This window comes from Pseudomonas sp. NMI542_15 (genome assembly GCF_021283425.1).
In the GTDB taxonomy this organism is placed as follows: domain Bacteria; phylum Pseudomonadota; class Gammaproteobacteria; order Pseudomonadales; family Pseudomonadaceae; genus Aquipseudomonas; species Aquipseudomonas fortuita.
The window spans coordinates 213,040-236,646 of record NZ_JAJSRO010000006.1; the positions used below are offsets into that span (position 1 = coordinate 213,040).

23 protein-coding genes are annotated in these 23,607 nt (G+C 62.3%); 11 read left to right on the forward strand and 12 right to left on the reverse strand.

The annotated features are described in order from the left end of the window. Positions 1 to 8 precede the first annotated feature (8 nt). Positions 9 to 656, forward strand: a complete 648-nt coding sequence (pdxH, locus tag LU684_RS12320) for a pyridoxamine 5'-phosphate oxidase (RefSeq protein WP_232894685.1) — start codon at positions 9 to 11, stop codon at positions 654 to 656. Between the two features lie 39 nt (positions 657 to 695). Here the strand turns inward: pdxH and LU684_RS12325 are convergent, their stop codons facing one another. After that, complete coding sequence (locus tag LU684_RS12325; protein WP_016488731.1) at positions 696 to 929, reverse strand: hypothetical protein; 234 nt, start codon at positions 927 to 929, stop codon at positions 696 to 698. A gap of 147 nt (positions 930 to 1,076) precedes the next feature. Between LU684_RS12325 and LU684_RS12330 the strand changes: the two genes are divergently transcribed. Beyond that, complete coding sequence (locus tag LU684_RS12330) at positions 1,077 to 1,541, forward strand: glycine zipper 2TM domain-containing protein (protein ID WP_009684613.1); 465 nt, start codon at positions 1,077 to 1,079, stop codon at positions 1,539 to 1,541. Positions 1,542 to 1,610: 69 nt separating this feature from the next. Here LU684_RS12330 and nhaA read toward each other — a convergent pair whose 3' ends face one another. From nhaA to LU684_RS12370, 8 genes are all read right to left on the reverse strand, one after another. Next, positions 1,611 to 2,786, reverse strand: coding sequence for a Na+/H+ antiporter NhaA (gene nhaA / locus LU684_RS12335; RefSeq protein ID WP_060520052.1), 1,176 nt, complete (start codon positions 2,784 to 2,786; stop codon positions 1,611 to 1,613). Positions 2,787 to 3,099: 313 nt separating this feature from the next. Further along, positions 3,100 to 4,707: an NAD(P)/FAD-dependent oxidoreductase gene (locus LU684_RS12340; RefSeq protein ID WP_232894687.1), complete on the reverse strand. Its 1,608-nt coding sequence runs from the start codon at positions 4,705 to 4,707 to the stop codon at positions 3,100 to 3,102. A 103-nt stretch (positions 4,708 to 4,810) separates the two neighbouring features. After that, the gene (locus LU684_RS12345) at positions 4,811 to 5,485 is read right to left on the reverse strand and encodes a COG3650 family protein (protein ID WP_102688893.1); all 675 of its coding nucleotides are present in this window, start codon (positions 5,483 to 5,485) and stop codon (positions 4,811 to 4,813) included. Positions 5,486 to 5,633: 148 nt separating this feature from the next. Continuing rightward, positions 5,634 to 6,335 carry an ABC transporter ATP-binding protein gene (locus tag LU684_RS12350; protein ID WP_003254879.1) on the reverse strand — a complete coding sequence of 234 codons (702 nt, stop codon included), beginning with the start codon at positions 6,333 to 6,335 and terminating at the stop codon, positions 5,634 to 5,636. 1 nt (position 6,336) lies between these two features. After that, a complete protein-coding gene (livG, locus tag LU684_RS12355) occupies positions 6,337 to 7,104 on the reverse strand; it encodes a high-affinity branched-chain amino acid ABC transporter ATP-binding protein LivG (RefSeq protein ID WP_096426683.1) in 768 nt (255 codons plus the stop codon). Beyond that, on the reverse strand, positions 7,101 to 8,357 hold the full coding sequence (locus LU684_RS12360; RefSeq protein WP_016488726.1) for a high-affinity branched-chain amino acid ABC transporter permease LivM: 1,257 nt from the start codon (positions 8,355 to 8,357) through the stop codon (positions 7,101 to 7,103). The genes livG and LU684_RS12360 overlap by 4 nt, the downstream gene beginning before the upstream one ends. Next, a complete protein-coding gene (gene livH, locus LU684_RS12365; protein ID WP_008097482.1) occupies positions 8,354 to 9,277 on the reverse strand; it encodes a high-affinity branched-chain amino acid ABC transporter permease LivH in 924 nt (307 codons plus the stop codon). The genes LU684_RS12360 and livH overlap by 4 nt, the downstream gene beginning before the upstream one ends. Before the next feature lie 185 nt (positions 9,278 to 9,462). Beyond that, on the reverse strand, positions 9,463 to 10,578 hold the full coding sequence (locus LU684_RS12370; RefSeq protein ID WP_060520058.1) for a branched-chain amino acid ABC transporter substrate-binding protein: 1,116 nt from the start codon (positions 10,576 to 10,578) through the stop codon (positions 9,463 to 9,465). A 359-nt stretch (positions 10,579 to 10,937) separates the two neighbouring features. On the opposite strand from LU684_RS12370, the gene LU684_RS12375 reads away from it, so the two are divergent. Both LU684_RS12375 and LU684_RS12380 read left to right on the forward strand, forming a co-directional pair. Then, positions 10,938 to 11,249: a DUF2288 domain-containing protein gene (locus LU684_RS12375; RefSeq protein ID WP_016488723.1), complete on the forward strand. Its 312-nt coding sequence runs from the start codon at positions 10,938 to 10,940 to the stop codon at positions 11,247 to 11,249. 170 nt (positions 11,250 to 11,419) lie between these two features. Then, a complete protein-coding gene (locus LU684_RS12380) occupies positions 11,420 to 12,307 on the forward strand; it encodes an NAD(P)-dependent oxidoreductase (RefSeq protein WP_023048581.1) in 888 nt (295 codons plus the stop codon). Here the strand turns inward: LU684_RS12380 and LU684_RS12385 are convergent. Both LU684_RS12385 and rapA read right to left on the reverse strand, forming a co-directional pair. Continuing rightward, positions 12,207 to 14,471, reverse strand: coding sequence for a putative bifunctional diguanylate cyclase/phosphodiesterase (locus LU684_RS12385; RefSeq protein WP_016488721.1), 2,265 nt, complete (start codon positions 14,469 to 14,471; stop codon positions 12,207 to 12,209). The two genes, LU684_RS12380 and LU684_RS12385, sit on opposite strands and share 101 nt — an antisense overlap. Before the next feature lie 293 nt (positions 14,472 to 14,764). Then, positions 14,765 to 17,611: an RNA polymerase-associated protein RapA gene (gene rapA, locus LU684_RS12390; protein WP_232894688.1), complete on the reverse strand. Its 2,847-nt coding sequence runs from the start codon at positions 17,609 to 17,611 to the stop codon at positions 14,765 to 14,767. A 162-nt stretch (positions 17,612 to 17,773) separates the two neighbouring features. On the opposite strand from rapA, the gene LU684_RS12395 reads away from it, so the two are divergent. The 7 genes from LU684_RS12395 (at position 17,774) to LU684_RS12420 (ending at position 22,621) form a co-directional block, all read left to right on the forward strand. Beyond that, positions 17,774 to 18,469 (forward strand): M949_RS01915 family surface polysaccharide biosynthesis protein, encoded by a 696-nt coding sequence (locus tag LU684_RS12395; RefSeq protein WP_016488719.1) that lies wholly within the window; start codon positions 17,774 to 17,776, stop codon positions 18,467 to 18,469. Between the two features lie 62 nt (positions 18,470 to 18,531). Further along, positions 18,532 to 18,861 (forward strand): hypothetical protein, encoded by a 330-nt coding sequence (locus LU684_RS12400; protein ID WP_016488718.1) that lies wholly within the window; start codon positions 18,532 to 18,534, stop codon positions 18,859 to 18,861. Between the two features lie 67 nt (positions 18,862 to 18,928). Continuing rightward, complete coding sequence (locus LU684_RS12405; RefSeq protein WP_003254864.1) at positions 18,929 to 19,090, forward strand: hypothetical protein; 162 nt, start codon at positions 18,929 to 18,931, stop codon at positions 19,088 to 19,090. Between the two features lie 135 nt (positions 19,091 to 19,225). Beyond that, the gene (gene ccoM / locus LU684_RS30590) at positions 19,226 to 19,342 is read left to right on the forward strand and encodes a cytochrome c oxidase subunit CcoM (protein ID WP_016488716.1); all 117 of its coding nucleotides are present in this window, start codon (positions 19,226 to 19,228) and stop codon (positions 19,340 to 19,342) included. 215 nt (positions 19,343 to 19,557) lie between these two features. Then, positions 19,558 to 21,546: an FUSC family protein gene (locus LU684_RS12410; RefSeq protein WP_024717441.1), complete on the forward strand. Its 1,989-nt coding sequence runs from the start codon at positions 19,558 to 19,560 to the stop codon at positions 21,544 to 21,546. Then, the gene (locus LU684_RS12415; RefSeq protein WP_016488714.1) at positions 21,533 to 21,739 is read left to right on the forward strand and encodes a DUF1656 domain-containing protein; all 207 of its coding nucleotides are present in this window, start codon (positions 21,533 to 21,535) and stop codon (positions 21,737 to 21,739) included. Before LU684_RS12410 ends, LU684_RS12415 begins: the two co-directional genes overlap by 14 nt. A 12-nt stretch (positions 21,740 to 21,751) precedes the next feature. Continuing rightward, on the forward strand, positions 21,752 to 22,621 hold the full coding sequence (locus tag LU684_RS12420) for an efflux RND transporter periplasmic adaptor subunit (RefSeq protein WP_023047377.1): 870 nt from the start codon (positions 21,752 to 21,754) through the stop codon (positions 22,619 to 22,621). A gap of 145 nt (positions 22,622 to 22,766) precedes the next feature. On the opposite strand, the gene LU684_RS12425 is transcribed toward LU684_RS12420, so the two are convergent. After that, positions 22,767 to 23,525 (reverse strand): SDR family NAD(P)-dependent oxidoreductase, encoded by a 759-nt coding sequence (locus tag LU684_RS12425; RefSeq protein WP_024717440.1) that lies wholly within the window; start codon positions 23,523 to 23,525, stop codon positions 22,767 to 22,769. Positions 23,526 to 23,607 lie beyond the last annotated feature (82 nt).

The window sequence follows — 23,607 nt, forward strand, 5'->3', positions numbered from 1 at the left end:
ACGCAGCAATGACCCAATCCCTGGCCGATATGCGCCGCGACTACACCCGTGATGGCCTGGCCGAAGCCCAGGCACCGGGGGAGCCGTTTGCCCTGTTCCACCAGTGGTTTGCCGATGCGGTGAAAACCGAGCAGGTACCCGTGGAAGCCAACGCCATGACCCTGGCCACTGTGGACGGCGAAGGCCGCCCGCATTGCCGTGTACTGCTGCTGAAGGGGCTCGACGAGCAGGGTTTCACTTTCTTCACCAACTACGAAAGCGCCAAGGGCCAGCAACTGCAAGCCAACCCCTTTGCCGCCATGACGTTCTTCTGGCCGGCGCTGGAGCGCCAGGTGCGTATCGAAGGGCGAGTGGAAAAGGTCACCTCCAAGGAGTCGGACGACTACTACCAGGTGCGCCCGCTGGGCAGCCGCCTGGGGGCCTGGGCCTCGCCGCAAAGCCGGGTGATTGCCGGTCGTGAAGAGCTGGAAGGTTTGGTCAAGGCCACTGAAGCGCGCTTCTCCGACACCCAGCCGCACTGCCCTGAACATTGGGGTGGGTATCGCCTGTTGCCTGAGCGCATCGAGTTCTGGCAGGGGCGGGCGAGCCGCCTGCATGACCGGTTGAACTACCGGCTGGTGGATGGGCAATGGCTGCGCGAGCGGCTGGCACCCTGAGCATTTGGGGCCGCAAAGCGGCCCCAGTGATCCATCAGACTACCCCGGATACCCCGCCGCCTCCCGCTCCAACCACTCTGCCAGTTGCTTGCGCCCCACCTTCTCCTGCCGCGCCTGCGCCAACCTTTCCAGCATGTACTCACGCTTTTCAGGGTCAGCCCCCGCCAGCGACAACGCCAGGTCACGGTCCATCCAGCGGCGCATACGCACGTATAGCCACCCGTGGAAATAAAGCCCCGCAACGGTGGTGACCACGACGATGAAGTAATCCATGGCTATCCTTGGTCTCAATTGAAGAGCCTATGGCACAACCGCCCAGGCTGTACCCCGGCTGAATGAAACCAATTTTATTACGTTTGTACCGTGACAGCCGTCAACGTGCAGCGTCTAATGAGCACCTGAATTATGGAGACTTTACCCATGCGTAAATCCGCTTTGCTGGTGGCGACTTTTACCACCATGTCGTTGCTGCTGGGGGGCTGTGCCTCGAGCCTGACCGGTGACAGCTACTCCCGTGATGAAGCCCGCCGCGTGCAAACCGTGCGCATGGGCACCATCGAATCCCTGCGCCCGGTCAAGATCGAGGGTACCAAGACCCCGATCGGCGGTGGCGCTGGCGCCATCGTCGGTGGCGTGGCCGGCAGCGCCGTGGGCGGCGGCCGTGGCAGCATCGTTGCTGCCGTGATCGGTGCCGTGGCCGGTGGCCTGGCGGGTTCCGCTGCAGAGGAAGGCCTGACACGTACCCAAGGCGTCGAAATCACCGTGCGTGAGGACGATGGCAGCATGCGTGCCTATGTGCAGGCCGTGCAGGAGAATGAAATTTTCCGCGTCGGCGACCGTGTGCGCATCATGACAGTTGACGGTACCAGCCGCGTCTCGCACTGACCGTAGCGCAGCAAAAGAAAACCCCGACATGGCGGCTGCCAGTCGGGGTTTTTTTATGCCTCAGCCAAGTCAACCAGCACTGGTTTTTCGGCTGGCCAGGGCGGTAACGGCGTAGCCGATCACTGCGGCGAAGAACGAGCCGGTAAGGATCCCCATGCGATCCATGCCCGCGTAATCACTGCTGCCCGGGGCAAAGGCGAGTGAGCCAACAAACAGGCTCATGGTGAAGCCAATACCGCAGAGTATCGCCACCCCCAGTATCTGCCCCCAGCCAGCACCCGCAGGCAGCGCTGCCAGGCGCAGCTTGACCGCTACCCAAGTCAGGCCGAAAACGCCCACGGTCTTGCCCATCAGCAGGCCAATCGCAATGCCCATCGGCACCGGGTGGGTGAAGCTTTCCACGGTCATGCCTGCCAGTGAGACGCCAGCATTGGCGAAGGCAAACAGCGGCAGGATCGCATAGGCAACCCAAGGGTGCAGGGCATGCTCAAGGGACAATAGCGGCGAAGTCTCGGCGTTGCGTGTACGCAGCGGGATACACAAGGCCAGGGCGACACCGGCCAGCGTGGCGTGCACGCCGCTCTTGAGTACGCAGACCCACAGGATCAGGCCAACGATCATGTACGGCCCAAGCTTGACCACCCCAAGACGGTTCATCGCGATCAGCACCACCAGGCAGGCCGCTGCCAGCAGCAGCGATACGCTCGACAAGGTGCCTGAGTAGAAAAGGGCGATGACGATGATTGCACCAAGGTCGTCAATGATCGCCAGGGTCATCAGGAACAGCTTGAGCGAAACCGGTACGCGTTTGCCCAACAGGGCCAGCACGCCGAGGGCGAAGGCGATGTCGGTGGCGGTGGGGATCGCCCAGCCGGCCACGGCCGCCGGGTTGTCACGGTTGATGAACCAGTAGATGAGCGCCGGCACCACCATGCCGCCCACAGCAGCAGTGGCGGGCAGGATCACCTGGGAGGGCTTGGACAGGTGACCATCGACCACCTCGCGTTTGACCTCCAGGCCAATGAGCAGGAAGAACAGGGCCATCAGGCCGTCATTGATCCACAGCAACAAAGGCTTGGCGATATTCAGCGCGCCGACCTGGACGGCGACGGGGACGTCGAGCAGGCCGCTGTACAGATAGGACAGGGGTGAGTTGTTGATGATCAGGGCCAGAACGGCGGCGGCGATCAGCAGCAGACCGCTGGCGGCTTCAAGCTGGAAGAATCGGGTAAACAGGCTACGCACGGGCTATAGGCTCTCCATGAGCAGTTTACGAAGGGTACGGGCGTACACCCTAGCCTGTGACGATATGCTTTCAAACAAAAACTATATTCGTTTTTGTTATATGGTGTTGCTGTCTGGGCTGAGTGAAGCCTAGATGCAGATGGGAGGAAAGGGGGGAGGGAAAGGCTGGTGTTTGGGTCGGATATTTCTGATCCCTGTCAGGGCCTCTTCGCGGGCTCGCCCGCTCCCACAGGTACTGCACAGTTTTCAAATACTGTGCAGTATCTGTGGGAGCGGGCGAGCCCGCGAAAGGGCCCTTGCAGGCGATACAAAATTACAGGCCGAGCATGTCCCGCGCTACCGCCTCGGCGATACGAATACCGTCCACACCCGCCGACAGGATCCCGCCCGCATACCCGGCGCCTTCACCCGCCGGGAACAGGCCTTTCAGGTTCAGGCTCTGGTAGTCCTCACCCCGGGTAATCCGCAGGGGCGACGAGGTACGCGTCTCGATCCCGGTCAACACTGCATCATGCAGGTTGTAGCCTTTGATCTGCCGGTCGAACGCTGGCAGGGCCTCTCGGATCGCTTCGATGGCGAAGTCCGGCAGGCTTGGTGCCAGGTCACCCAGGGTCACGCCCGGTTTGTAGGATGGCTCGACACTGCCCAGTGCGGTCGATGGCCGGCCGGCGACAAAGTCACCCACCAGCTGCGCCGGGGCCTGGTAGTTGCTGCCGCCCATTACGTAGGCGTGGGCTTCCAGACGCTCTTGCAGTTCAATACCGGCCAGCGGGCCGCCCGGGTAGTCGCGCTCGGGGTCAATGCCGACGACGATACCGGAGTTGGCGTTGCGCTCGTTACGTGAGTACTGGCTCATGCCGTTGGTCACCACGCGGCCCGGCTCGCTGGTAGCGGCGACCACGGTGCCACCCGGGCACATGCAGAAACTGTACACCGAGCGGCCATTCTTGGCGTGGTACACCAGCTTGTAGTCGGCGGCGCCGAGTTTCGGGTGGCCGGCGTATTTGCCAAGACGCGCCTTGTCGATCAGCGTTTGCGGGTGCTCGATACGGAAGCCGACCGAGAACGGCTTGGCTTCCATGTAGACGCCTTTGGCATGCAGCATACGGAAACTGTCGCGGGCACTGTGGCCAAGGGCCAGGACTACATGGCGCGAGTGCAGTTGTTCGCCACTCTCCAGCACCACACCGGTCAGCTGGCCGTCTTCGACCAGCAGGTCGGTGACCTTCTGCTGGAAGCGCACTTCTGCGCCGAGGGCGATCATGTCCTGGCGCATCTGCTCGACCATGCCGGTGAGGCGGAAGGTGCCGATGTGCGGTTTGTTGATGTACAGGATCTCGTCCGGCGCACCGGCCTTGACGAACTCTTCCAGCACTTTGCGGCCGTGGTGCTGCGGGTCCTTGATCTGGCTGTACAGCTTGCCGTCAGAGAAGGTGCCGGCGCCGCCTTCGCCGAACTGCACGTTGGACTCGGGGTTGAGCACGCTTTTGCGCCACAGGCCCCAGGTGTCCTTGGTGCGCTGGCGCACTTCCTTGCCACGTTCGAGGATGATCGGCTTGAAGCCCATCTGCGCCAGCAAAAGGCCGGCAAAGATGCCGCAGGGGCCGAAGCCGACCACGATAGGGCGTTCCTGGATGTCGGCCGGGGCGTGGCCGACGTATTTGTAAGTCACGTCCGGTGCCGGGCCGATGTTGTGATCGTCGGCGAACGTGCTGAGCAGTTCGGCTTCGTTGCTGGCTTCGAGGTCGATGGTGTAGATGAACAGCAACTCGCTGTTCTTCTTGCGCGCATCGTAGCTGCGCTTGAACAGGTTGAAGCTGAGCAGTTGCTCGTCGCGGATGCCCAGGCGCTGGACGATGGCTTCACGCAGTGCTTCGTCGGGATGGTCCAGGGGCAGCTTGAGTTCGGTGATTCGTAGCATGGCAGGGTCCAGTATCCCGGCCATGGGCGGCCGGCGGCTTTACACAAACCGCCAAGTATAAGCTGTTAGCCGCCCCGACTGGCAGGTTAAAAGTGCCCGACGATCAGTTGTCGCGTGCGCCGCCGTAGTAGCCGCAGCCCTGCAGGGTCTTGCCGTCAATGCGCAGTTCGGCACGCAGGTGGTGGACCGCGCCAGTGGCGCTGTCTACGCAGCGCTGCGGCGCGACCCACAGTTCCACGTGCTGGCCGTTGGCTTCGCTGGTGAGGGTCAAGCCGCCACCGGGTACTTCCTCTTCAAGGAACGGCAAGGGCAGGGGCTCCTGCCCGACTCGGCTGAGGACCATGCCCTTGCCGCTGGCCTTGATGTCCCAGTCCGGCTCGTGGCCATTGGCGCGCAGGGTCAACTGCTTGAAGTTGGGGTCTTCGCAGGCGCGGGTGGAAGGTTCCAGGCGGTACAGGCGGCGTACTTCCAGCTGGCCATCATTGTTGGCCTGCTTGCTGCCGGTAAGGCGCCCACGGACGTCGGCGAACAGCTTGTCGTTGGCGTCCTTGGCGAGGTTGGCGGCCTCCTGCAGGATGCCGGTAGCGCCGACGTCGTTGATCACGAACGTGCGGTTTTCGCTGCACGGCTTGAACAGCAGCTGGCCACCGGCCGCCCGCAGTTCGCCCTGCATGCGCGTGGTGCCGATGTTCGGGTCGCTTGGCGCTTCAGCCATGAGCTGGCAGCCGGCGAACAGGGGCAGCAGGGCAGTGAGCAGCAGGGTGGGGGTGAGGCGCATCGGGCGAACTCCGGGAATCTTTGGTAAAGAGCTGGCCACGTTACTCAGGCCGGCGGTGGATCTCAAGTTAATGGTTACCCGCGAAAGGGCCGGCACTGGCAATGCATTTCTGGCAGGCATAAAAAAGGGCCCGAAGGCCCTTTCCCATTTAACCGCCGAGGTACGCGTCGCGCACCTTCGGGTCGGTCAGCAGTGCTTCACCCGTCCCTTGCATCACCACCCGACCGTTCTCCAGTACATACGCGCGGTCGGCGATCTTCAGCGCCTGGTTGGCATTCTGCTCCACCAGGAACACCGTCACGCCATCACGGCGCAGCTGTTCGATGATGTCGAAGATCTGCTGGATGATGATCGGCGCCAGGCCCAGTGAAGGTTCGTCGAGCAGCAGCAGCTTGGGCTTGCTCATCAGCGCACGGCCAATGGCAAGCATTTGTTGCTCGCCACCGGACATGGTGCCGCCGCGCTGGATGTAACGTTCCTTCAGGCGCGGGAACAGTTGCAACACCTTGTCCAGCTGCTCCTGGTAGTCGCCCTTGTCGGTGAAGAAACCGCCCATGGCCAGGTTTTCCTCGACGGTCAGGCGGGCGAACACGCGCCGCCCTTCCGGCACCACGGCAATGCTCTTGCGCATGATGTGCGAGGACGGCTGCCCGACCAGCTCTTCGCCCAGGTACTTGATGCTGCCACTGTGCGCCTGGGGCGAGCCGCACAGGGTCATCAGCAAGGTCGACTTGCCGGCGCCGTTGGCGCCGATCAGGGTGACGATCTCGCCCTGGTTGATCTCCACGTTGACGCTGTGCAGCGCCTGGATCTTGCCGTAGAAGGTGGAAACGTTTTCGAACTTCAGCATTTTACGCTTCCCCCAGGTAGGCTTTGATCACATCAGGGTTGTCGCGAATCTCTTCCGGTGTGCCGTGGGCCAGGGGGGTGCCCTGGTTGATCACCACGATATGGTCGGAAATGCTCATCACCAGCTTCATGTCGTGCTCGATCAGCAGCACGGTGACGTTGTGCGACTCACGCAGGTAGGCGATCAGCACCTTGAGGTCTTCGGTTTCCTTCGGGTTCAGGCCCGCCGCAGGTTCGTCGAGCATGATGATGCGCGGCTGGGTCATCATGCAGCGGGCGATTTCCAGGCGGCGTTGCTGGCCATAGGCGAGGGTGCCGGCGGTACGGTTGGCGAATTCGGTCAGGTTGACCTTTTCCAGCCAGTACTGCGCGCGTTCCATGGCCTCCTTCTCGCTGCGGCGGAAGCTCGGGGTCTTGAACAGGCCGGCGAAGAAGTTGGTGTTCAGGTGACGGTGCTGGGCGATCAGCAGGTTTTCCAGCGCGGTCATGTCCTTGAACAGGCGCACGTTCTGGAAGGTGCGCACCACGCCCTTGCGGGCGATCTGGTGGCCGGCCAGGCCCTGGATCGGCTGGCCATCGAGCAGGATGGTGCCGCCGCTGGGTTTGTAGAACCCGGTCAGGCAGTTGAACACCGTGGTCTTGCCGGCGCCGTTCGGGCCGATCAGCGCCACCACCTGTTTTTCCTTGACGGTCAGGGCCACGCCGTTGACCGCCAACAAGCCGCCGAAGCGCATGCTCAGGCCGCTGACTTGCAGAATTTCGCGGCTCATCGACGCAGCTCCATGTGTGGACGTTGCATAGGCAGCAGGCCTTGCGGACGCCAGATCATCATCAACACCATCAGCGCACCGAACATCAGCATCCGGTATTCGCTGAACTCACGCATCAGCTCGGGCAGCAGGATCATCACGATGGCCGCGAGGATCACGCCCAGTTGTGAGCCCATGCCGCCAAGCACGACGATGGCGAGGATGATTGCCGACTCGATGAAGGTGAACGACTCCGGCGTCACCAGGCCTTGGCGCGCTGCGAAGAAGCTGCCGGCGAAACCGGCGAAGCAGGCACCCAGGGTAAACGCCGAGAGCTTGATCACGGTCGGGTTCAGGCCCAGCGCACGGCAGGCGATCTCGTCTTCACGCAGGGCTTCCCAGGCGCGGCCGATTGGCATGCGCAGCAGGCGGTTGATGACGAACAGTGCCAGCAAGGCCAGTAGCAGTGCCACCAGGTAGAGGAAGATGACCTTGTTGATCGAGTTGTATTCCAGCCCGAAGAACTCGTGGAAGGTCTGCATGCCCTCGGCGGCACGGCGTTCGAAGGTCAGGCCGAAGAACTCTGGCTTGGGGATGTTGCTGATGCCGTTGGGGCCGCCGGTCCAGTCGGTGAGGTTGCGCAGGAACAGGCGGATGATCTCGCCGAAGCCGAGGGTCACGATCGCCAGGTAGTCACCGCGCAGGCGCAGCACCGGGAAGCCAAGCAGGAAGCCGAAGGTGGCGGCCATCAGGCCGGCAATCGGCAGACATACCCAGAAACTCCAGCCCAGGTAGTGCGAGAGCATGGCGTAGCTGTAGGCGCCGACGGCGTAGAAGCCGACGTAACCGAGGTCGAGCAGGCCCGCCAGGCCGACCACGATGTTCAGGCCCAGGCCCAGCAACACGTAGATCAGGATCAGCGTGGCGATATCGACCGCACCGCGCGAGCCGAAGAACGGCCACACCAGTGCCGCAACGATCAGACCAACGATCACATAGCGCTGGGTCTTGGGCAGGGTCAGGTAATTGCTGACGGCCGGCGGGATCAGCTTGCGATCCGAGCGGCGGTTCATCACCGAACTCCACTGCTTGTCGAACAGCACGCGCAGGAACATCAGCACCGAGCACACGGCGATGATGCTGATGGTGAACGAGCCCTGGCTGTGCACGACCAGGCTGATGCCATCGATGCTCAGTTTCAGGCCCAGCACCGGGAAGGCCACCGCCCAGACCAGCAAGGCGCTGAAGAACGCCTGTTTGAGATTTTTGTTCATACTTTTTCAACCTCCGGGCGGCCCAGGATGCCGGTCGGCCGGAATAGCAGGACAAGCACCAACAAGCCGAATGCCACCACGTCCTTGTACTGGTCGCCGAAGATGTCGGCGCCAAACGCTTCGGCCACGCCCAGCACCAGCCCGCCGAGCATCGCGCCCGGAATGCTGCCGATGCCACCCAGCACCGCCGCGGTGAAGGCCTTGAGGCCTACCAGGAAACCGGCGTTGGGGTTGATCACTCCGTACTGCATGCTCAGCAGCACGGCCGCTACGGCGGCCAGGGCGGCACCGATGACGAAGGTGAGGGCGATGATGTTGTTGGTGTTGATGCCCAGCAGGTTGGCCATCTTGATGTCCTCGGCGCAGGCACGGCAGGCGCGGCCCAGACGGGAGCGAGAGATGAACAGGGTGAGCAGGGTCATGGCTACCAGAGTGACCACGAACACCAGGATCTGCATGTAGCTGATCAGAACTTCCTCCGCGCCGCCCGGCCCGAACGAGAAGCTTCCGGGGATCAGGTTGGGGATGGACTTGTCCTTGGAGTCTTGCGAAAGCAAGACGGTGTTCTGCAGGAAAATCGACATGCCGATGGCGGAAATCAGCGGGATCAGACGGTTGCTGTTGCGCAAGGGGCGGTAGGCAACCCGTTCGATACTGTAGCCATAGGCACTGGTGACGAAGATCGTCGCGACGAAGGCAACGGTCATCAGGATCGGCAGCGAATGGATACCCATCATGGCCAGGCCCGCGAGGGCGATGAAGGCCACATAGGAACCGATCATGTACACCTCGCCGTGAGCGAAGTTGATCATGCCAATGATGCCGTACACCATCGTGTAGCCGATGGCGATCAAGGCATAGGTGCTGCCGATGGTCAATCCATTAACCAGTTGTTGGAAGAAATGGTAGATCTCAGGCATTACAGCGCTCCTAAAAACCTGATTTGCATTTCGCTGGCGGGGGTATGCCAGGAAACCGCGGGTGACGGTTTTAAGATTTTCAGGTGGGCTAGCCCCCGGATCGCGGGGATCGGGCCCATGAACCTCATAAAACAAAGCCCACTGCTCGCACAGTGGGCTCGTAAGTCAGCTATTTAGTCACGCAGTTACTGAGGGGAGACTTCGGTCTTCGGCTTGCCGAAGTGCCATTCGTAGACCACGAACTTGAAGTCTTTCAGGTCGCCTTTCTCGTCATACGACAGGGTGCCGGTAGGGGTCTTGAAGGAGCCGGCATGGATGGCCGCTGCCACTTTGTCGGTATCTTCGGACTTGGCCGCCTTGATGCCTTGTGCGATCAGCTCGACAGCCGAGTAGGCAGGGAACACGAACGGACCGCTTGGGTCCTTGCCGTCAGCCTTGATGGCGTCGACGATCTTCTTGTTCTCCGGGTCGGCATCGAACGACTTCGGCAGGGTGACCAGCAGGCCTTCGGAGGCGTTCTGGGCGATCTGCGAGATCGAGTCGTTACCCACGCCCTCTGGGCCCATGAACTTGGCTTTCAGGCCTTTTTCCTGTGCCTGGCGCAGGATCAGACCCAGCTCTGGGTGGTAGCCGCCGTAGTACACGAAGTCGACATTGTTCTGCTTGAGCTTCTGGATGATCGAGGAGAAGTCCTTGTCACCCGCGTTCAGGCCTTCGAATACGGCAACCTTGGTACCCTTGCTTTCCAGGGTCTGCTTGACGGCGGTGGCGATGCCTTCACCGTACTGTTGCTTGTCGTGCAGGACGGCAACGACCTTCGGCTTGACGTGGTCGGCGATGTAGTTGCCGGCGGCCGGGCCCTGGGCGCTGTCCAGGCCAATGGTGCGGAAGATCAGCTTGTAGCCACGGGCGGTGATTTCCGGCGAGGTGGCGGCCGGGGTGATCATGATCACGCCTTCGTCTTCGTAGATGTCGGATGCAGGCTGGGTAGAGCTGGAGCACAGGTGGCCGATGACGAACTTGACGCCGTCGTTGACCACTTTGTTGGCGATTGCCACGGCCTGTTTAGGGTCGCATGCGTCGTCGTATTCCTTGGCTTCGAGCATCTTGCCATCGACGCCGCCCGCGGCGTTGATATCCTTGATGGCTTGCTTGGCGCCGATGAACTGCATGTCGCCGTACTGGGTCACAGGACCCGTCTTGGGACCGGCGATGCCGATCTTGATGGTATCGGCGGCAAACGAATGGCTGGCTACCCCGGCCAGTACCATTGCGGCGAACAGCTTGGAAATCTTGATCATAGTGCTCCACTCATTCTGTTGTAATTCTTATAGTCCTGGCGGCCAGGGCTACAGACCGGGCGGGATTTGCGGCGTGGCCATGCCAACGCGCAAGCCCACCTTCCCCCGGAACATGTCCCGGAACTGTACCGGTACAGTGTAGAGCGCTGTTCGAGCGCTTGAAAAGCGTTCAAAAAGTGCCTGTTTCCTGGGTTGTCGCTTGTTCGACAGAAAGATACAAAAAGGCGCCATCAAATTGCCTGTATCTGCGACCCCGCCCCACAAGTTCGGGGTCAATCGACCAAATTACATATTTGAAACCGGGTTTTTCTGCAAAAATGCCGACCTTTTTTATTGGCCGATTTTTGCGGATACCACCCATGACTGATCAAACAAGCACCCTCTATGCCAAATTGCTTGGCGAGACAGCAATCATCGAGTGGAAAGCGCTGGAGCGTTTCTGGGCCAAGGGTGACCTGATTTGGGTCGACCCCAGCTTGGACCTGATCACTGTTGCCGAGGCAATGGCCGAGAATCGCGGCGAAATCTTCGCCAAGTGGCGTAGTGATGGCACCGTTGGGCCGGTGTCGGCCGAGCAGGCGCTGGACCTGCAAAGCCGCGATCCAGAGATCTGGGCGGTGGTGGTTTCGCCGTTCATCGTGATCCAGGTGAAGCGTCCGGTTGAGGCGTGATCTTTTTTGGTGCGCAAAAATGCGCAGCAGCTCCGTTTTGGTGCTCGAAGGCGTTCAAGGCGGGTAGAGGTAAGTAACAATTCGGCGTGGCGGTAACAGTTTACGGGATGCGTAATATGCCCACCGTTCTGGCCAGCCTGGAAAACAATTCGAATAGTCAGGAGTCATTCATGAGCACTGCATTGCCTTCGCTTGGATTTGCCGGCATCGGCCTGATGGGCCTGCCCATGTGTCGACGCCTGTTAGCGGCTGGCTACCCGCTGACCGTGTGGAACCGCAGCCCGGACAAGTGCGCCGCGCTGGTCGCCGCCGGCGCGCGCCTGGCCAACAGCCCTGCCGAACTGTGCCAGGGCAGCGATATGGTATTGCTGTGCCTGGCCGATACGGCCGTGGTGCGTGAGGTGGTGTTCGGCGAGCAAGGGATTGCCCAGGGTGGGCGCAGCGGCCAGTTGCTGATCGATTTCTCCAGCCTGGAACCCACCGCCACCCGTGAAATGGCCGCCGAGCTCGCGGTACTGTGTGGCATGGCCTGGCTGGATGCTCCGGTGTCCGGCGGCACGCCAGGTGCCGAGGCCGGTACCCTGGCGATCATGGTTGGCGGTGAAGCGGCCGACCTGGAACGTGCACGGCCAGTGCTGCAGGTGCTGGGTCAGCGTGTGACGCACATGGGGGCGGTGGGGGCGGGGCAGGTGACCAAGGCCTGCAATCAGATGATCGTGGCATGCAATGCCCTGGTCATTGCCGAAGTGGTGGCGTTGGCCGAGCAATCCGGGGTGGACGCGACGCTGATCGCCGAAGCGCTGGCCGGTGGTTTTGCTGATTCCAAGCCGCTGCAGATCCTTGCGCCGCAAATGGCTGAAAGCCGCTTCGAGCCGATCAAGTGGCACGTGCGCACGCTGCTCAAGGACCTCGATGGCGCAGTGAAGTTTTCCCGTGAGCAGGGGGCGGCGACGCCGCTCAGCGGCCTCGCCGCGCAATTGATGCGCCTGCACGGTAGCCAGGGTTACTTGCAAAAAGATCCGGCGACCCTTGTAGAACTTTACCGCAACAAGGGATGAGTACCTGGCTTTGACGCTGCAGCCGCTCCAGTAGTGGCCGTAGCTCGGCCAGCGGTACCGGGCGGCCCAGCAGGTAGCCCTGCAGATAGTCACAGCCATGGTCTTGAAGGAAAGCCTGCTGTTCGGCGGTTTCCACGCCTTCGCTGACGACCTGCAAGTGCAGGGTATGCGCCATGACGATTATCGCCTGGACGATCTCGCGATCCTTCTGGCTGCCCGGCACATCCTGCAGGAAGCTGCGATCGATCTTCAGTACGTCCAGCGGCAGGCGCTTGAGGTAGGCCAGTGACGAGTAGCCAGTGCCGAAGTCGTCGATTGACAGCGCCACGCCCAAGGCACGAACGCGCTTGAGCAGGTTGACGGTACGCTGGATATCGCCCATCAGGGCATTTTCGGTCACTTCCAGCTCCAGGTGCCGGGGTGCGAGCCCTGTGTGGAACAGCGCTTTCTCCACTTCGTTGGGCAGCTCGTCGTGGCTCAAGGTTACTGCCGAGCAATTGACCGTCACCTTGATATCGCCATAACCGTGGCGGTGCAGGTGTGCCAGGTCGGCACAGGCGTGGCGCATTACCCAGAGGTCAAGGTCGATGATCAGGCCATTGGCTTCGGCAATGCCGATGAAACGGTCGGGCCCCAGCAAGCCGTGCTGCGGGTGATGCCAGCGCACCAGGGCCTCGAGCTTGGCCACCTGCCCGCTGCGCATGTCGAAGATGGGTTGGTAATGCACGCACAACCCACGTTCTTCGAGCAGGGCGATGCGCAGTTCTTCTTCGAGTTGCAAGGCGAGGGATGCCTGGTTTTTCAGGGTTTCGTTGAAAAAGTGCAGGCCGTTACGCCCACTGTCCTTGGACTGGTAAAGGGCCAGGTCGGCATGTTTGAGCAGTTCTTCGGCGCTGGTGCCGTCGTCGGGGAAGATGCTGATGCCAATACTGGTGGTCATGACCATGCGCCGACCACCCAGGTCGATGGGTTCTTTCATCCGTTGCATGATGCGTTGTGCCAGGTGGCGCGCTTCGTCGCAGTTGCTGAGGCTGGTGACCACGCAGAACTCGTCGCCGCCCAGGCGTGCGACCAGGTCTTGATGGCGGGTGGCGGCCTTGATGTGGCTGGCGATCACCTTGAGCAGTTCGTCTCCAGCGTCGTGGCCAAGGCTGTCGTTGATGCGCTTGAAGTGGTCGATGTCGAGGAACATGACTGCCAGGCGGTTTTCAGTGGCGTGGTGTTCGGCCAGGCGCTCTTCGAATACCTGGTTGAAGCCACGGCGGTTGACCAGGTTGGTCAGGGCATCGTAGTGCGCGGCCTGCTGCAGCGATGCACGGGCCTGGTCCAGTTGGCTGAGCAGCACGTTGACCCGGCGCAGATCGTGCTCCTTGCTCTGCAGCTTCTTGTCGGCCAGTGCGGCGCTGATGCTGGCGCCACTGATCAGCAGGGTGATGAAGCCGATGCCCAGCCCCAGTTGCAGGCTGTTGTCGGCGGAGGGCAGGCGCAGCGCGGTGTCGGGCGGGATCACCAGGGTCATGGCCGACATCGCGGTGAAATGGGTGGCGACGATGCCACCGGCCATCAGCAGACTGGCGCCGTACTTCATTGCCTGGTGCAGGGTGCCGCTGCCATTGCTGAAGTACCGGGCCAGGTATAACGCAGCCAGGCCGGTGAGCAGGGCAATGGTGGCAGAGGCCAGCAGCAGGCCAGTCTGGTAATACTGCTGGGCGCCGGTGTCCATCGCAGCCATGCCGACAAAGTGCATCAGGATAATGCCCATGCCGATCAGTACGGCGCTTTGCAGGAAGTGCTGCACGCGCATCTGGCTGCGGTCGAGGCTGCGCATGGTCACCCAGGCGACGGCCAGGGCGATGAGTAGCGAAAGAATGGTCAGGGAAACGTCGTAGTGCACCTCTATCGGTGCCTGGAAGGCCAGCATGCTGATGAAGTGCATGGCCCAGATGCCACCGGCCAGGCAGCAGGCGCCAAGCATGTGCCATTGTCGGTGGGCAGTGGGGTCTTCGCTGTGGGACTGGCGCTCGGCCATGTCCAGGGTCGCGAAGCAAGCCGCGCAGGCAACGAAGTAGGCGAGCAGGACCAGAAACGGTTCATGGCGGCAATCGATAACGATGTGCCCGAATGCCGGAAGGTCGGCGAACAGTTGCAGCCCCAGCCATTCCATTGATTGCCCCATGATCGAGTTTTCACTCGTCTGCGCTACAGCCCTGTGCAGACTGTCCAGAGGCAGTATAGGAAGAGGTGTTTAAGCCTTCCTGAATAATGGCAGTTTGATTTCTACGATTTGGTTATCAACCCAATCGCCAGCAGGCATAAAGAGGGACATATAGGTGTAGGCGCAGCCTTGTGCTGCGAAGAGGCCGTATGCCTCACAACAATCTTGTGGGGCATACGGCCTCTTCGCAGCACAAGGCTGCGCCTACAGATGGTGGTCAGGCCACCAGCGGGCGTGTCAGATCAGCCCGCTACCAGTACGCGAATGGCTTCCAGGCGCAAGGCAGCCTTGTCCAGCATCGCCAGACCCTCTTCGCGCTGCTTGCGCAGCGCGTCGATCTCGCTGTCGCGCACGCTTGGGTTGACCGCTTGCAGTGCCACCAGGCGAGCCAGCTCTTCGTCGGCCTCAGCCGCCAGGCGGCGCTGGGCTTCGGCTACGCGCTCGACGTGAGTGGGCATGATCTTCTCTTCACCGCCACTGATGCGCTTGGCCAGCACGTCACGCTGGGCCTGGACAAACTTGTTGGCGCTGGCGCGCGGTACGCTTTCGAGCTGCTCGTTGAGGGTTTCGAAGGCCACGCGGGCGGCCAGGTCGTTGCCGTTGGCGTCGAGCAGGCAGCGCAGTGCCGCCGGCGGCAGGTAGCGGCCCAGTTGCAGGCTGCGCGGTGCCACCACCTCGCTGACGAACAGCAATTCGAGCAGTACGGTGCCCGGCTTGAGTGCCTTGTTCTTGATCAGTGCCACGGCGGTGTTGCCCATCGAACCGGACAGCACCAGGTCCATGCCGCCCTGCACCATCGGGTGCTCCCAGGTGAGGAACTGCATGTCCTCACGCGACAGCGCCTGGGCACGGTCGTAGGTGATGGTCACGCCTTCGTCGTCGCCCAGCGGGAAGCTGGCATCGAGCATCTTTTCGCTCGGCTTGAGGATCAGTGCGTTCTCGGAATGGTCTTCGCTGTCGATGCCGAAGGCGTCGAACAGGGTTTCCATGTAGATCGGCAGGGCAAACTGGTCGTCCTGCTCGAGAATGGCCTCGACCAGCGCCTGGCCTTCGCCGGCACCGCCGGAGTTGAGCTCCAGCAGGCGGTCGCGGCCAGTGTGCAGTTCGGCTTCCAGGCGCTCGCGCTCACTGCGGGCGTCGGCCACCAGGGTATCCCAGGCCTTGCTCTCGCCACCTTCAAGCAACGGCAGCAGGCGCGGGCCGAACTGGTGCTGAAGGGCGTTGCCGGTGGGGCAGGTGTTGAGGAAGGCGTTAAGGCCCTCGTGGTACCACTGGAACAGGCGCTCTTGCGGGCTGCCTTGCAGGTACGGGATGTGCAGCTGGATGGTGTGCTTCTGGCCGATCCGGTCAAGGCGGCCGATGCGCTGTTCGAGCAGGTCTGGGTGCGCGGGCAGGTCGAACATCACCAAGTGGTGGGCGAACTGGAAGTTGCGGCCTTCGCTGCCGATCTCCGAGCAGATAAGCACTTGCGCACCGAACTCTTCGTCGGCGAAGTAGGCGGCGGCGCGATCGCGTTCGAGGATGTTCATGCCTTCATGGAACACCGACGCCGGAATGCCGGAGCGCACGCGCAGGGCGTCTTCAAGGTCCATGGCGGTTTCGGCGTGAGCGCAGATCACCAATACCTTGGTGCGCTTGAGCATCTTCAGCGTGTCGATCAGCCAGTCGACGCGTGGGTCGAAACGCCACCAGCGCTCGTCGTCAGCCACATCGCCCTGGGCCTGGAAGGCAACTTCCGGGTACAGCTCGGCGTGCTCGCCAGCAGGCAGGTCGCGGTATTGCTCAGGTGTGGCCAGCGGGTAAGGGTGCAGTTGGCGCTCAGGGAAGCCCTGGATCGCCGCACGGGTGTTACGGAACAGGACGCGACCGGTGCCGTGGCGGTCCAGCAGTTCGCGGATCAGGCGTGCGCTGGCCTGGCTGTCGCCGTCGCTGACCGCCGCCAGCAGGGCTTCGCCTTCGGCACCCAGGAAGCCCTGGATGGTGGCGTGGGCCTCGGGCGACAGGCGGCCTTCGTCGAGCAGTTCCTGCACGGCTTCAGCCACTGGGCGGTATTTCTCGCTCTCGGCGCGGAAGGCCGCCAGGTCGTGGAAACGGTTAGGGTCGAGCAGGCGCAGGCGCGCGAAGTGACTGTCCTGGCCAAGTTGCTCGGGGGTGGCGGTGAGCAGCAGCACGCCCGGGATCACCTGGGCCAGTTGCTCGACCAGGCCGTATTCGGCACTGACCTGATCTTCGTGCCAGACCAGGTGGTGGGCCTCGTCGACTACCATCAGGTCCCAGCCAGCAGCAAACAGTGCGTCCTGGGCCTTTTCGTCGTCGACCAGCCATTCCAGTGCAACCAGCGCAAGCTGGGCATCCTCGAACGGGTTGCTGGCGTCGCTTTCGATAAAGCGCTCGGCATCGAACAGGGCTACCTGCAGGTTGAAGCGGCGGCGCATTTCCACCAGCCACTGGTGCTGCAAGTTTTCCGGCACCAGGATCAGCACGCGGCTGGCGCGGCCTGACAGCAGCTGGCGATGAATCACCAGGCCGGCTTCGATGGTTTTACCCAGGCCCACTTCGTCGGCCAGCAATACCCGCGGGGCGCTGCGGTCGGCGACTTCGCGAGCAATGTGCAACTGGTGGGCGATCGGTTGCGCGCGGCAGCCGCCCAGGCCCCACAGCGCTGACTGCATCTGCTTGCTGGTGTGCTGTAGGGTGTTGTAGCGCAGGCTGAACCACGACAGTGGGTCGATCTGGCCGGCGAACAGCCGGTCGCTGGCCAGGCGGAACTGAATGAAGTTCGACAGCTGGGTTTCTGGCAGGGTACGCGGCTGGTTTTGCCCGTCCAGACCGTGGTAGACCATCAGCCCGTCGATGTCATCGACCTCGCGCACGGTCAGCTTCCAGCCCTCGAAGTGGGTGATCTGGTCACCTGGCGAGAAGCGCACGCGGGTCAGCGGCGCGTTGCGCAGGGAATACTGGCGCGTGTCGCCAGTGGCCGGGTAGAGCACGGTCAACAGGCGGCCATCCTGCGCCAGGATGGTACCCAGGCCGAGCTCTGCTTCGCTGTCGCTGATCCAGCGTTGCCCCGGTTGATACTGCTGCGCCATACTGCCTGAACTCCCGCGATGAAAAAGCCGATTATGTTAACGGATCGGCCGGTCAGACCAAAGTGCGAACGCACCGAAAGATGCCGAACGACAACAGGAAGTAAGTCAGTCTAGCCGTTTCATCGCCTCGCACCGTGCAGCTGACGAGGGCCCCGGACCAACATGCCTGCCAACCACCGCTGGATCAGCGCTTCCATGGCCGTGGGCAGCTTGCTGCTGCTGAGCGCCTGCGAACAGAAAAACTTCGAGGCCTTGCCCGCCATCCCGATGGAACAGCTTGAAGTACTCGGCGTGCAGACGCCGATCAAGAGCGTGCATTTTCGTGACCGCGACGGTGAAGGCCTGTTGGTGTTGAGCCGCAGCGATGGCCAGGCCAGCGACCCGGAAAGCGAACAGGAAGTGGACAAAGTGGTACTCAAGGCCACCTTGTACGGGCGTACTGCCGAAAGCGATGCATTCAAGGCACGCTGGCAGATCGAGCAGGAAACCACTTGCCCTGGCCTGGACCTGGACGTGGACTTCTATACCGACGTCAGCGATGTCGGCGACCTGAACAAGGACGGTATCGCCGAGGTTACGGTGGCCAGCCATGCCTTCTGTGGTGGCGGCATCGACCCGCACGACATCGCCATCGAAATGCGTGAAGGGCAGGCCAGCTACACCATCACTGGCCAGTCGCTGATCAGCCCGGCGGGTGAAGAGCCGATTGGCGGTGAGCGCAATGACAGTGCCTCGCTCAAAACCGCGCCACAGGTGCTTCGCGATCACATGGATGCCGTCTGGCAGCAGGTTTACAAGCGGCCGTGGAGCGAAGCCGGCCCGCCAGGCGACGACGACCTTGACGACGAAGCCGAGTAATTGTTGTCCATGACATCAAGGTAAACTCGCGCCTGCCGATACAGGGGCATAGGAGAACGTCCATGCTGCCGCCAATCATACCGCTCAGTGCCGCCCCGGTGACCTCGCAACAGGACCCGGTCAAGCCGACCCCGGACATCAAGCCGGTGGTACCGACGCAGCCTGCGTCCGGCGAAAGTGCCATCGATCTCAAGCAACAGCGCGACCCGCAGGCGCAGGCGTTGTTGCTGCGCGATGAGCAGCGTCGCCAGCAGCAACGTGGCAAGCAGGGCGGCCAGGACCGCTACAGTGCCTTGCCAGGTGACGAGGTCAATGCCGACAACACCGTGCCGGTCGCGCCACTGATGGACGAGCACGTGCGCCAGGGGCTGCTGGTGGACATCGAAGTCTGACGCGGGGCTGGTCAGCGCCTGCGCCTGGCTTCATCATGCAAGCCTCAGTTGATCGCCGAGCCCACCCATGAGCCAAGACAACCTCATCGATTTTGATGCCGAACGCGCCAAGCGTGTCCACGACCTCAAGGAAAAGCGCCTGAACGAAATGCGCAACGCGTTCGAGCAGGCTCTGCCGTTGAGCACCAGCAAGAAAAAGAAGCCCAAGGGCAAACCGAAGAAGCGCTGAAACTTGACGCAGGTCAACCCTGCACCCGCCTCGCGTGCCCGGCCCCGGGCACCATTGACCCTGGTCAATTTTCTCCATCCCCACATTGGTTAACGTGCACCCATCGGACAACGGCAAACGAATGGGGAGGCCCGCATGTTCTTCGACAACGTGGTTATCGCCGGTGTGGTAACGGTCGGGTTGATGGTGGCCTTCTTTGCCGGTCTGGGCATTTTCATCTGGAAGGACTCGAAAAAGCGCAAGCCGCGCTGACCTTCCCGGTACACGAGCACGCAAGGCATTTAGGGCGACTTCGGTCGCCCATTTTTTTGCCTGCGATTTAAGTGTTGCCGGTGCCGGCTCTTTCGCAGCACAGGCTTACCAATGTCCCAATAAAGATGATTAGCTAGCTAATTAATCGTTTGAGCTTTATCCTGCTCACCATTGTCTATCTTTTCAGTACGACCATCCCTCGCAAGGTCCGCCTAGTGCCCATCACCTTTCAGGCCCTGTTCGCCCCCAGCAGCCTCGCCCTCAAATTCGCCGTCAAGACCCTGCTCGGTGGCGGTCTGGCGTTGTGGCTGGCAATGCGCTGGGGCCTGGAGCAACCGTCCTGGGCACTGATGACCGCCTTCATCGTCGCCCAGCCGCTGTCAGGGATGGTGGTGCAGAAAGGCCTGGCGCGGTTGGCCGGCACCTTGGTCGGTACCGTGATGTCCGTGGTGTTCATCGGCCTGTTCGCCCAGACCCCTGGGCTGTTCCTGTTTACCCTCGCCCTGTGGCTGGCCTTGTGCACTGCGGCCTCGACCCAACTGCGCAGCGCCTGGGCCTATGCCTTCGTGCTGGCTGGCTACACTGCCGCGATTATTGCCTTGCCGGCCATCGACCACCCGCTGCAGGTCTTTGACCAGGCTGTGGCGCGCTGTACCGAGATCTGCCTGGGCATTTTCTGCGCCACTGCAAGCAGTGCGTTGCTCTGGCCAATGCGGGTGGAGCAGCAATTGGCCGGGCAGGCCCGACAGGCATGGCAGAACGGCCTGCAGGCTGCCAGCGCCATGCTTGGCGGGGCAGACGAGGCACGCAAAGGCTTGCTGGAGAGCCTGGGGCGTATCGTTGCTATCGACAGCCAGCGTGAACATGCCTGGTTCGAAGGCAATCGCGGTCGCCAGCGAGCCCGCGCGATCCGTGGCCTGAGCCAGAAGCTGATGGTGCTGTTGCGGATCTCGCGCTCGGTGCGGCGGCAATGGCAGCATCTGGATGAGCGTGAGGCAGCGCACTTGGCACATTGGCTGGACGAGGTGCGCGCGCTGCTGCTCGAGCCCGACCGGCCCAGCCTGTTACTGCTGCGCCAGCGCATCTGGGATGCGGCCCATGATGACCAGATCAGTTCGGCGGAGCACTTCTGCCTGGCGCGCATGGCCTTGTTGCTGGATTACGCCATGGCCGCCAGCCAGGCGCTGGAGGATGTGGAGGCGGGCAGGGCGCCCAAGGATGTGTCACAGGGCCTGGCCGTGCACCGCGACTGGTCCCTGGCATTGCTGTTCGGTTCACGCAGCGCACTGGCCTTTCTGGTGATGAGCGGCTTCTGGCTGGCGACGGCGTGGCCTTCTGCGCCGGGTGGCCTGGTGTTGACCTGCGTGGTCTGCAGCCTGTTCGCCAGCCGTGAGAACGGCGCGCAGATTGGCCTGAGCTTCCTGCGCGGCATCTTCCTGGCGATACCCGCGGCGTTTCTGGTCGGGCAGATCCTGCTGCCGCAATGGAGCAGCTTTGCCATGCTTTGCCTGGGCATGGGCGTGCCGTTGTTTCTCGGCGCATTGGGCATGGCCCACCCACGTACCGGGGCCACTGCAACGTCTTATTGCCTGCACTTCATTGTGCTGGTGTCCCCGCTCAACGTCATGCAGTTTGGTGTGGCGACCATGCTAAACAGTGCGCTGGCGATGCTGGTAGGGGTGTCGGCAGCGGTAATGGCCTTCCGTTTGCTGGTGTTCCGCCACCCGGCCTGGCTGGGCCGGCGCCTGCGGGCAGCCACCCAGAGCGACCTGGTGCGCCTGACCCGGCGCGACCTGCGCGGTGCCGACAGCTGGTTTGGCGGGCGCATGGCCGACCGCCTGATGCAACTGGCCCGGCAGGCTGGCGAGCTGCCCGAAAGCGAGCGCAAGCGCTGGGATGACGGCCTGCATGGGTTGGATATCGGTGATGAACTGGTGCATCTGCGCATGTGCCTGGCGGTCGCCCAAGCCCCCTTGGGGCGCGCCGAGCGCGAGTATTTGCAGCAGGTAGAGGCGGTACTGGCCAAAGGGCCGGGCGCCGGGCGCGGGCATCGCCTGGACGCTGCCAGTGAACAATTCATAGCCGCCTTGCGCCGGCTGCCTGCCAGTGACCCGCTGCGGCTGGCCGAAGGTGCGGTGCTGCAATTGCAGAAAAGCTGGGGCAAATGGTGCCGCTGGCAGGAGGACGCCTATGGGGTTGCATGAATGGGAAGTGGGCGGCGTGCTGCTCAGCCCGTTTCTGCTTTATGTGTTGCTGGCCCTGCTGCTCACCGGCGTGCTGCGCCTGGTGGTGCAGGCGACGCCGTTGGGGCGCTGGATCTGGCATGAAGCGTTGTTCGACGCAGCGCTGTTCGTTTGTGTGTTGTTCCTGGTGGTGAGGCTGCTGGGAGCTTTATAAAGGAGTGTTTCAATGCGTGCGGCCGTACGTACCCTGGTGACGCTGTGTGTGGTGGCTTTGGCCGTGTTGGCCGGCTACCAGCTGTGGCAGTACTACATGCTTACGCCCTGGACCCGCGATGCCCGTGTGCGTGCCGATGTGGTGGTGATTGCCCCTGACGTGTCCGGGTGGGTACGTGAGCTCAAAGTCCATGACAACCAGCAGGTCAAGGCGGGTGACCTGTTGATGAACATCGACCGCGAGCGCTTTCAGGCTGCCTTCGACCAGGCACGTGCGGTGACTGAGACCCGCGCCCAGCAACTGCGCTTGCGCGAGCGTGAGGCCGCCCGGCGCACCGCCCTGGGGCCAGAGGCGATCAGTGCCGAGTTGCGTGAAAACGCCCAGATCAATGCTGCTATCGCGCGCGGTGAACTGCATGAGGCCGAAGCGCAGTTGCAGGTTGCCAAGATCAACCTGGCGCGCAGTGAAGTGCGCGCGCCGCGCAGCGGGCATATCACCAACCTGCGTCTGGCCGAGGGCAACTACGTGAACACCGGGGAATCGGTCATGGCCCTGGTGGACGATTCAACCTTTTATATCCAGGCCTATTTCGAAGAAACCAAGCTGCCGCGTATTCGTGTGGGAGACACGGTGAAAGTCTGGCTGATGGGCGCCGGCGAACCCATGCAAGGGCATGTGGAAAGCATCAGCCGCGGCATCACCGACCGCAACAGTAACCCCGACAGCCAGTTGTTGCCGGAGGTGGAGCCTACTTTCAACTGGGTGCGGTTGGCCCAGCGCATACCCGTAAGGATTCGCCTGGACCAGGTACCGGAAGGGGTGACGCTGAGTGCAGGCATGACCGCGAGCGTGCAGGTGCACGAGGACCGGGGCGAGCAGTGATGGTGCTGCCTTGTTAGCCTGTAGGAGCAGCCTGGTGCTGCGAAGAGGCCAGTACCGGCAATGTAGTTGTGTTGGCCATGCCGGCCTCTTCGCAGCGCAAGGCTGCTCCTACAGGTACGGCGCATCGCCTAGCGTGCCGTGAGGCTCATAGGAACATGCCGCCCGACACTTCCAGCCGTTGCCCGGTAATCCAGCCATTGCCGTCTTCCAGCAACAGCGCAATCGCTGCCCCGATGTCATCCGGCAAGCCCACGCGGCCCAGCGCCGTATTGCCGGCAATGTATTCATTCACCTGCTGGTTATCCCGCACCACGCCGCCGCCGAAATCGGTCTCGATCGCCCCCGGCGCCAGAATGTTCACGCGAATGCCACGCGCGCCCAGTTCCTTGGCCTGGTAGCGGGTCAGCACCTCCATTGCGCCCTTCATCGCGGCATAGGCGGCATACCCCGGCAGCGCAAAGCGTGCCAGGCCGGTAGAAATGTTGACGATACGGCCATTGTCGACCAACAGGGGCAGCAGGCGCTGGGTGAGGAAAAAGGGTCCTTTCAGCTGAATATTCAGCAACTGGTCGAACTGCGCCTCGCTGGTTTCGACGTACGGCACATTCAGCCCGATCCCGGCATTGTTCACCAGAAAGTCAAAACGCTCGCGGCCAAAGTGCTGCTGCAGGGTGCTGCCAAGGCGCTCGGCGAAGCTGGCAAAACTGCTGCTGTCGCTGACGTCGAGTTGCAGCATGGCCGCTTTCGCCCCGGCCTGCTCCAGTCGGGCAACTACGGCCTGGGCTTCGTCCGCCTTGCTGTGGTAAGTGCCAATTACATCGATACCGCGTGCGGCCAGGTGTTCGGCAGCGTTACGGCCAAGGCCGCGGCTGGCGCCAGTGATCAGGGCAATTTTGCGCGTCATGTTCAAAGCCTCAGGCTGGGTGGATGTGGTCAGCTTATTGGTCGGCTCGAGGCTGTTAAATCCGGTAAAAATGGAAATACTG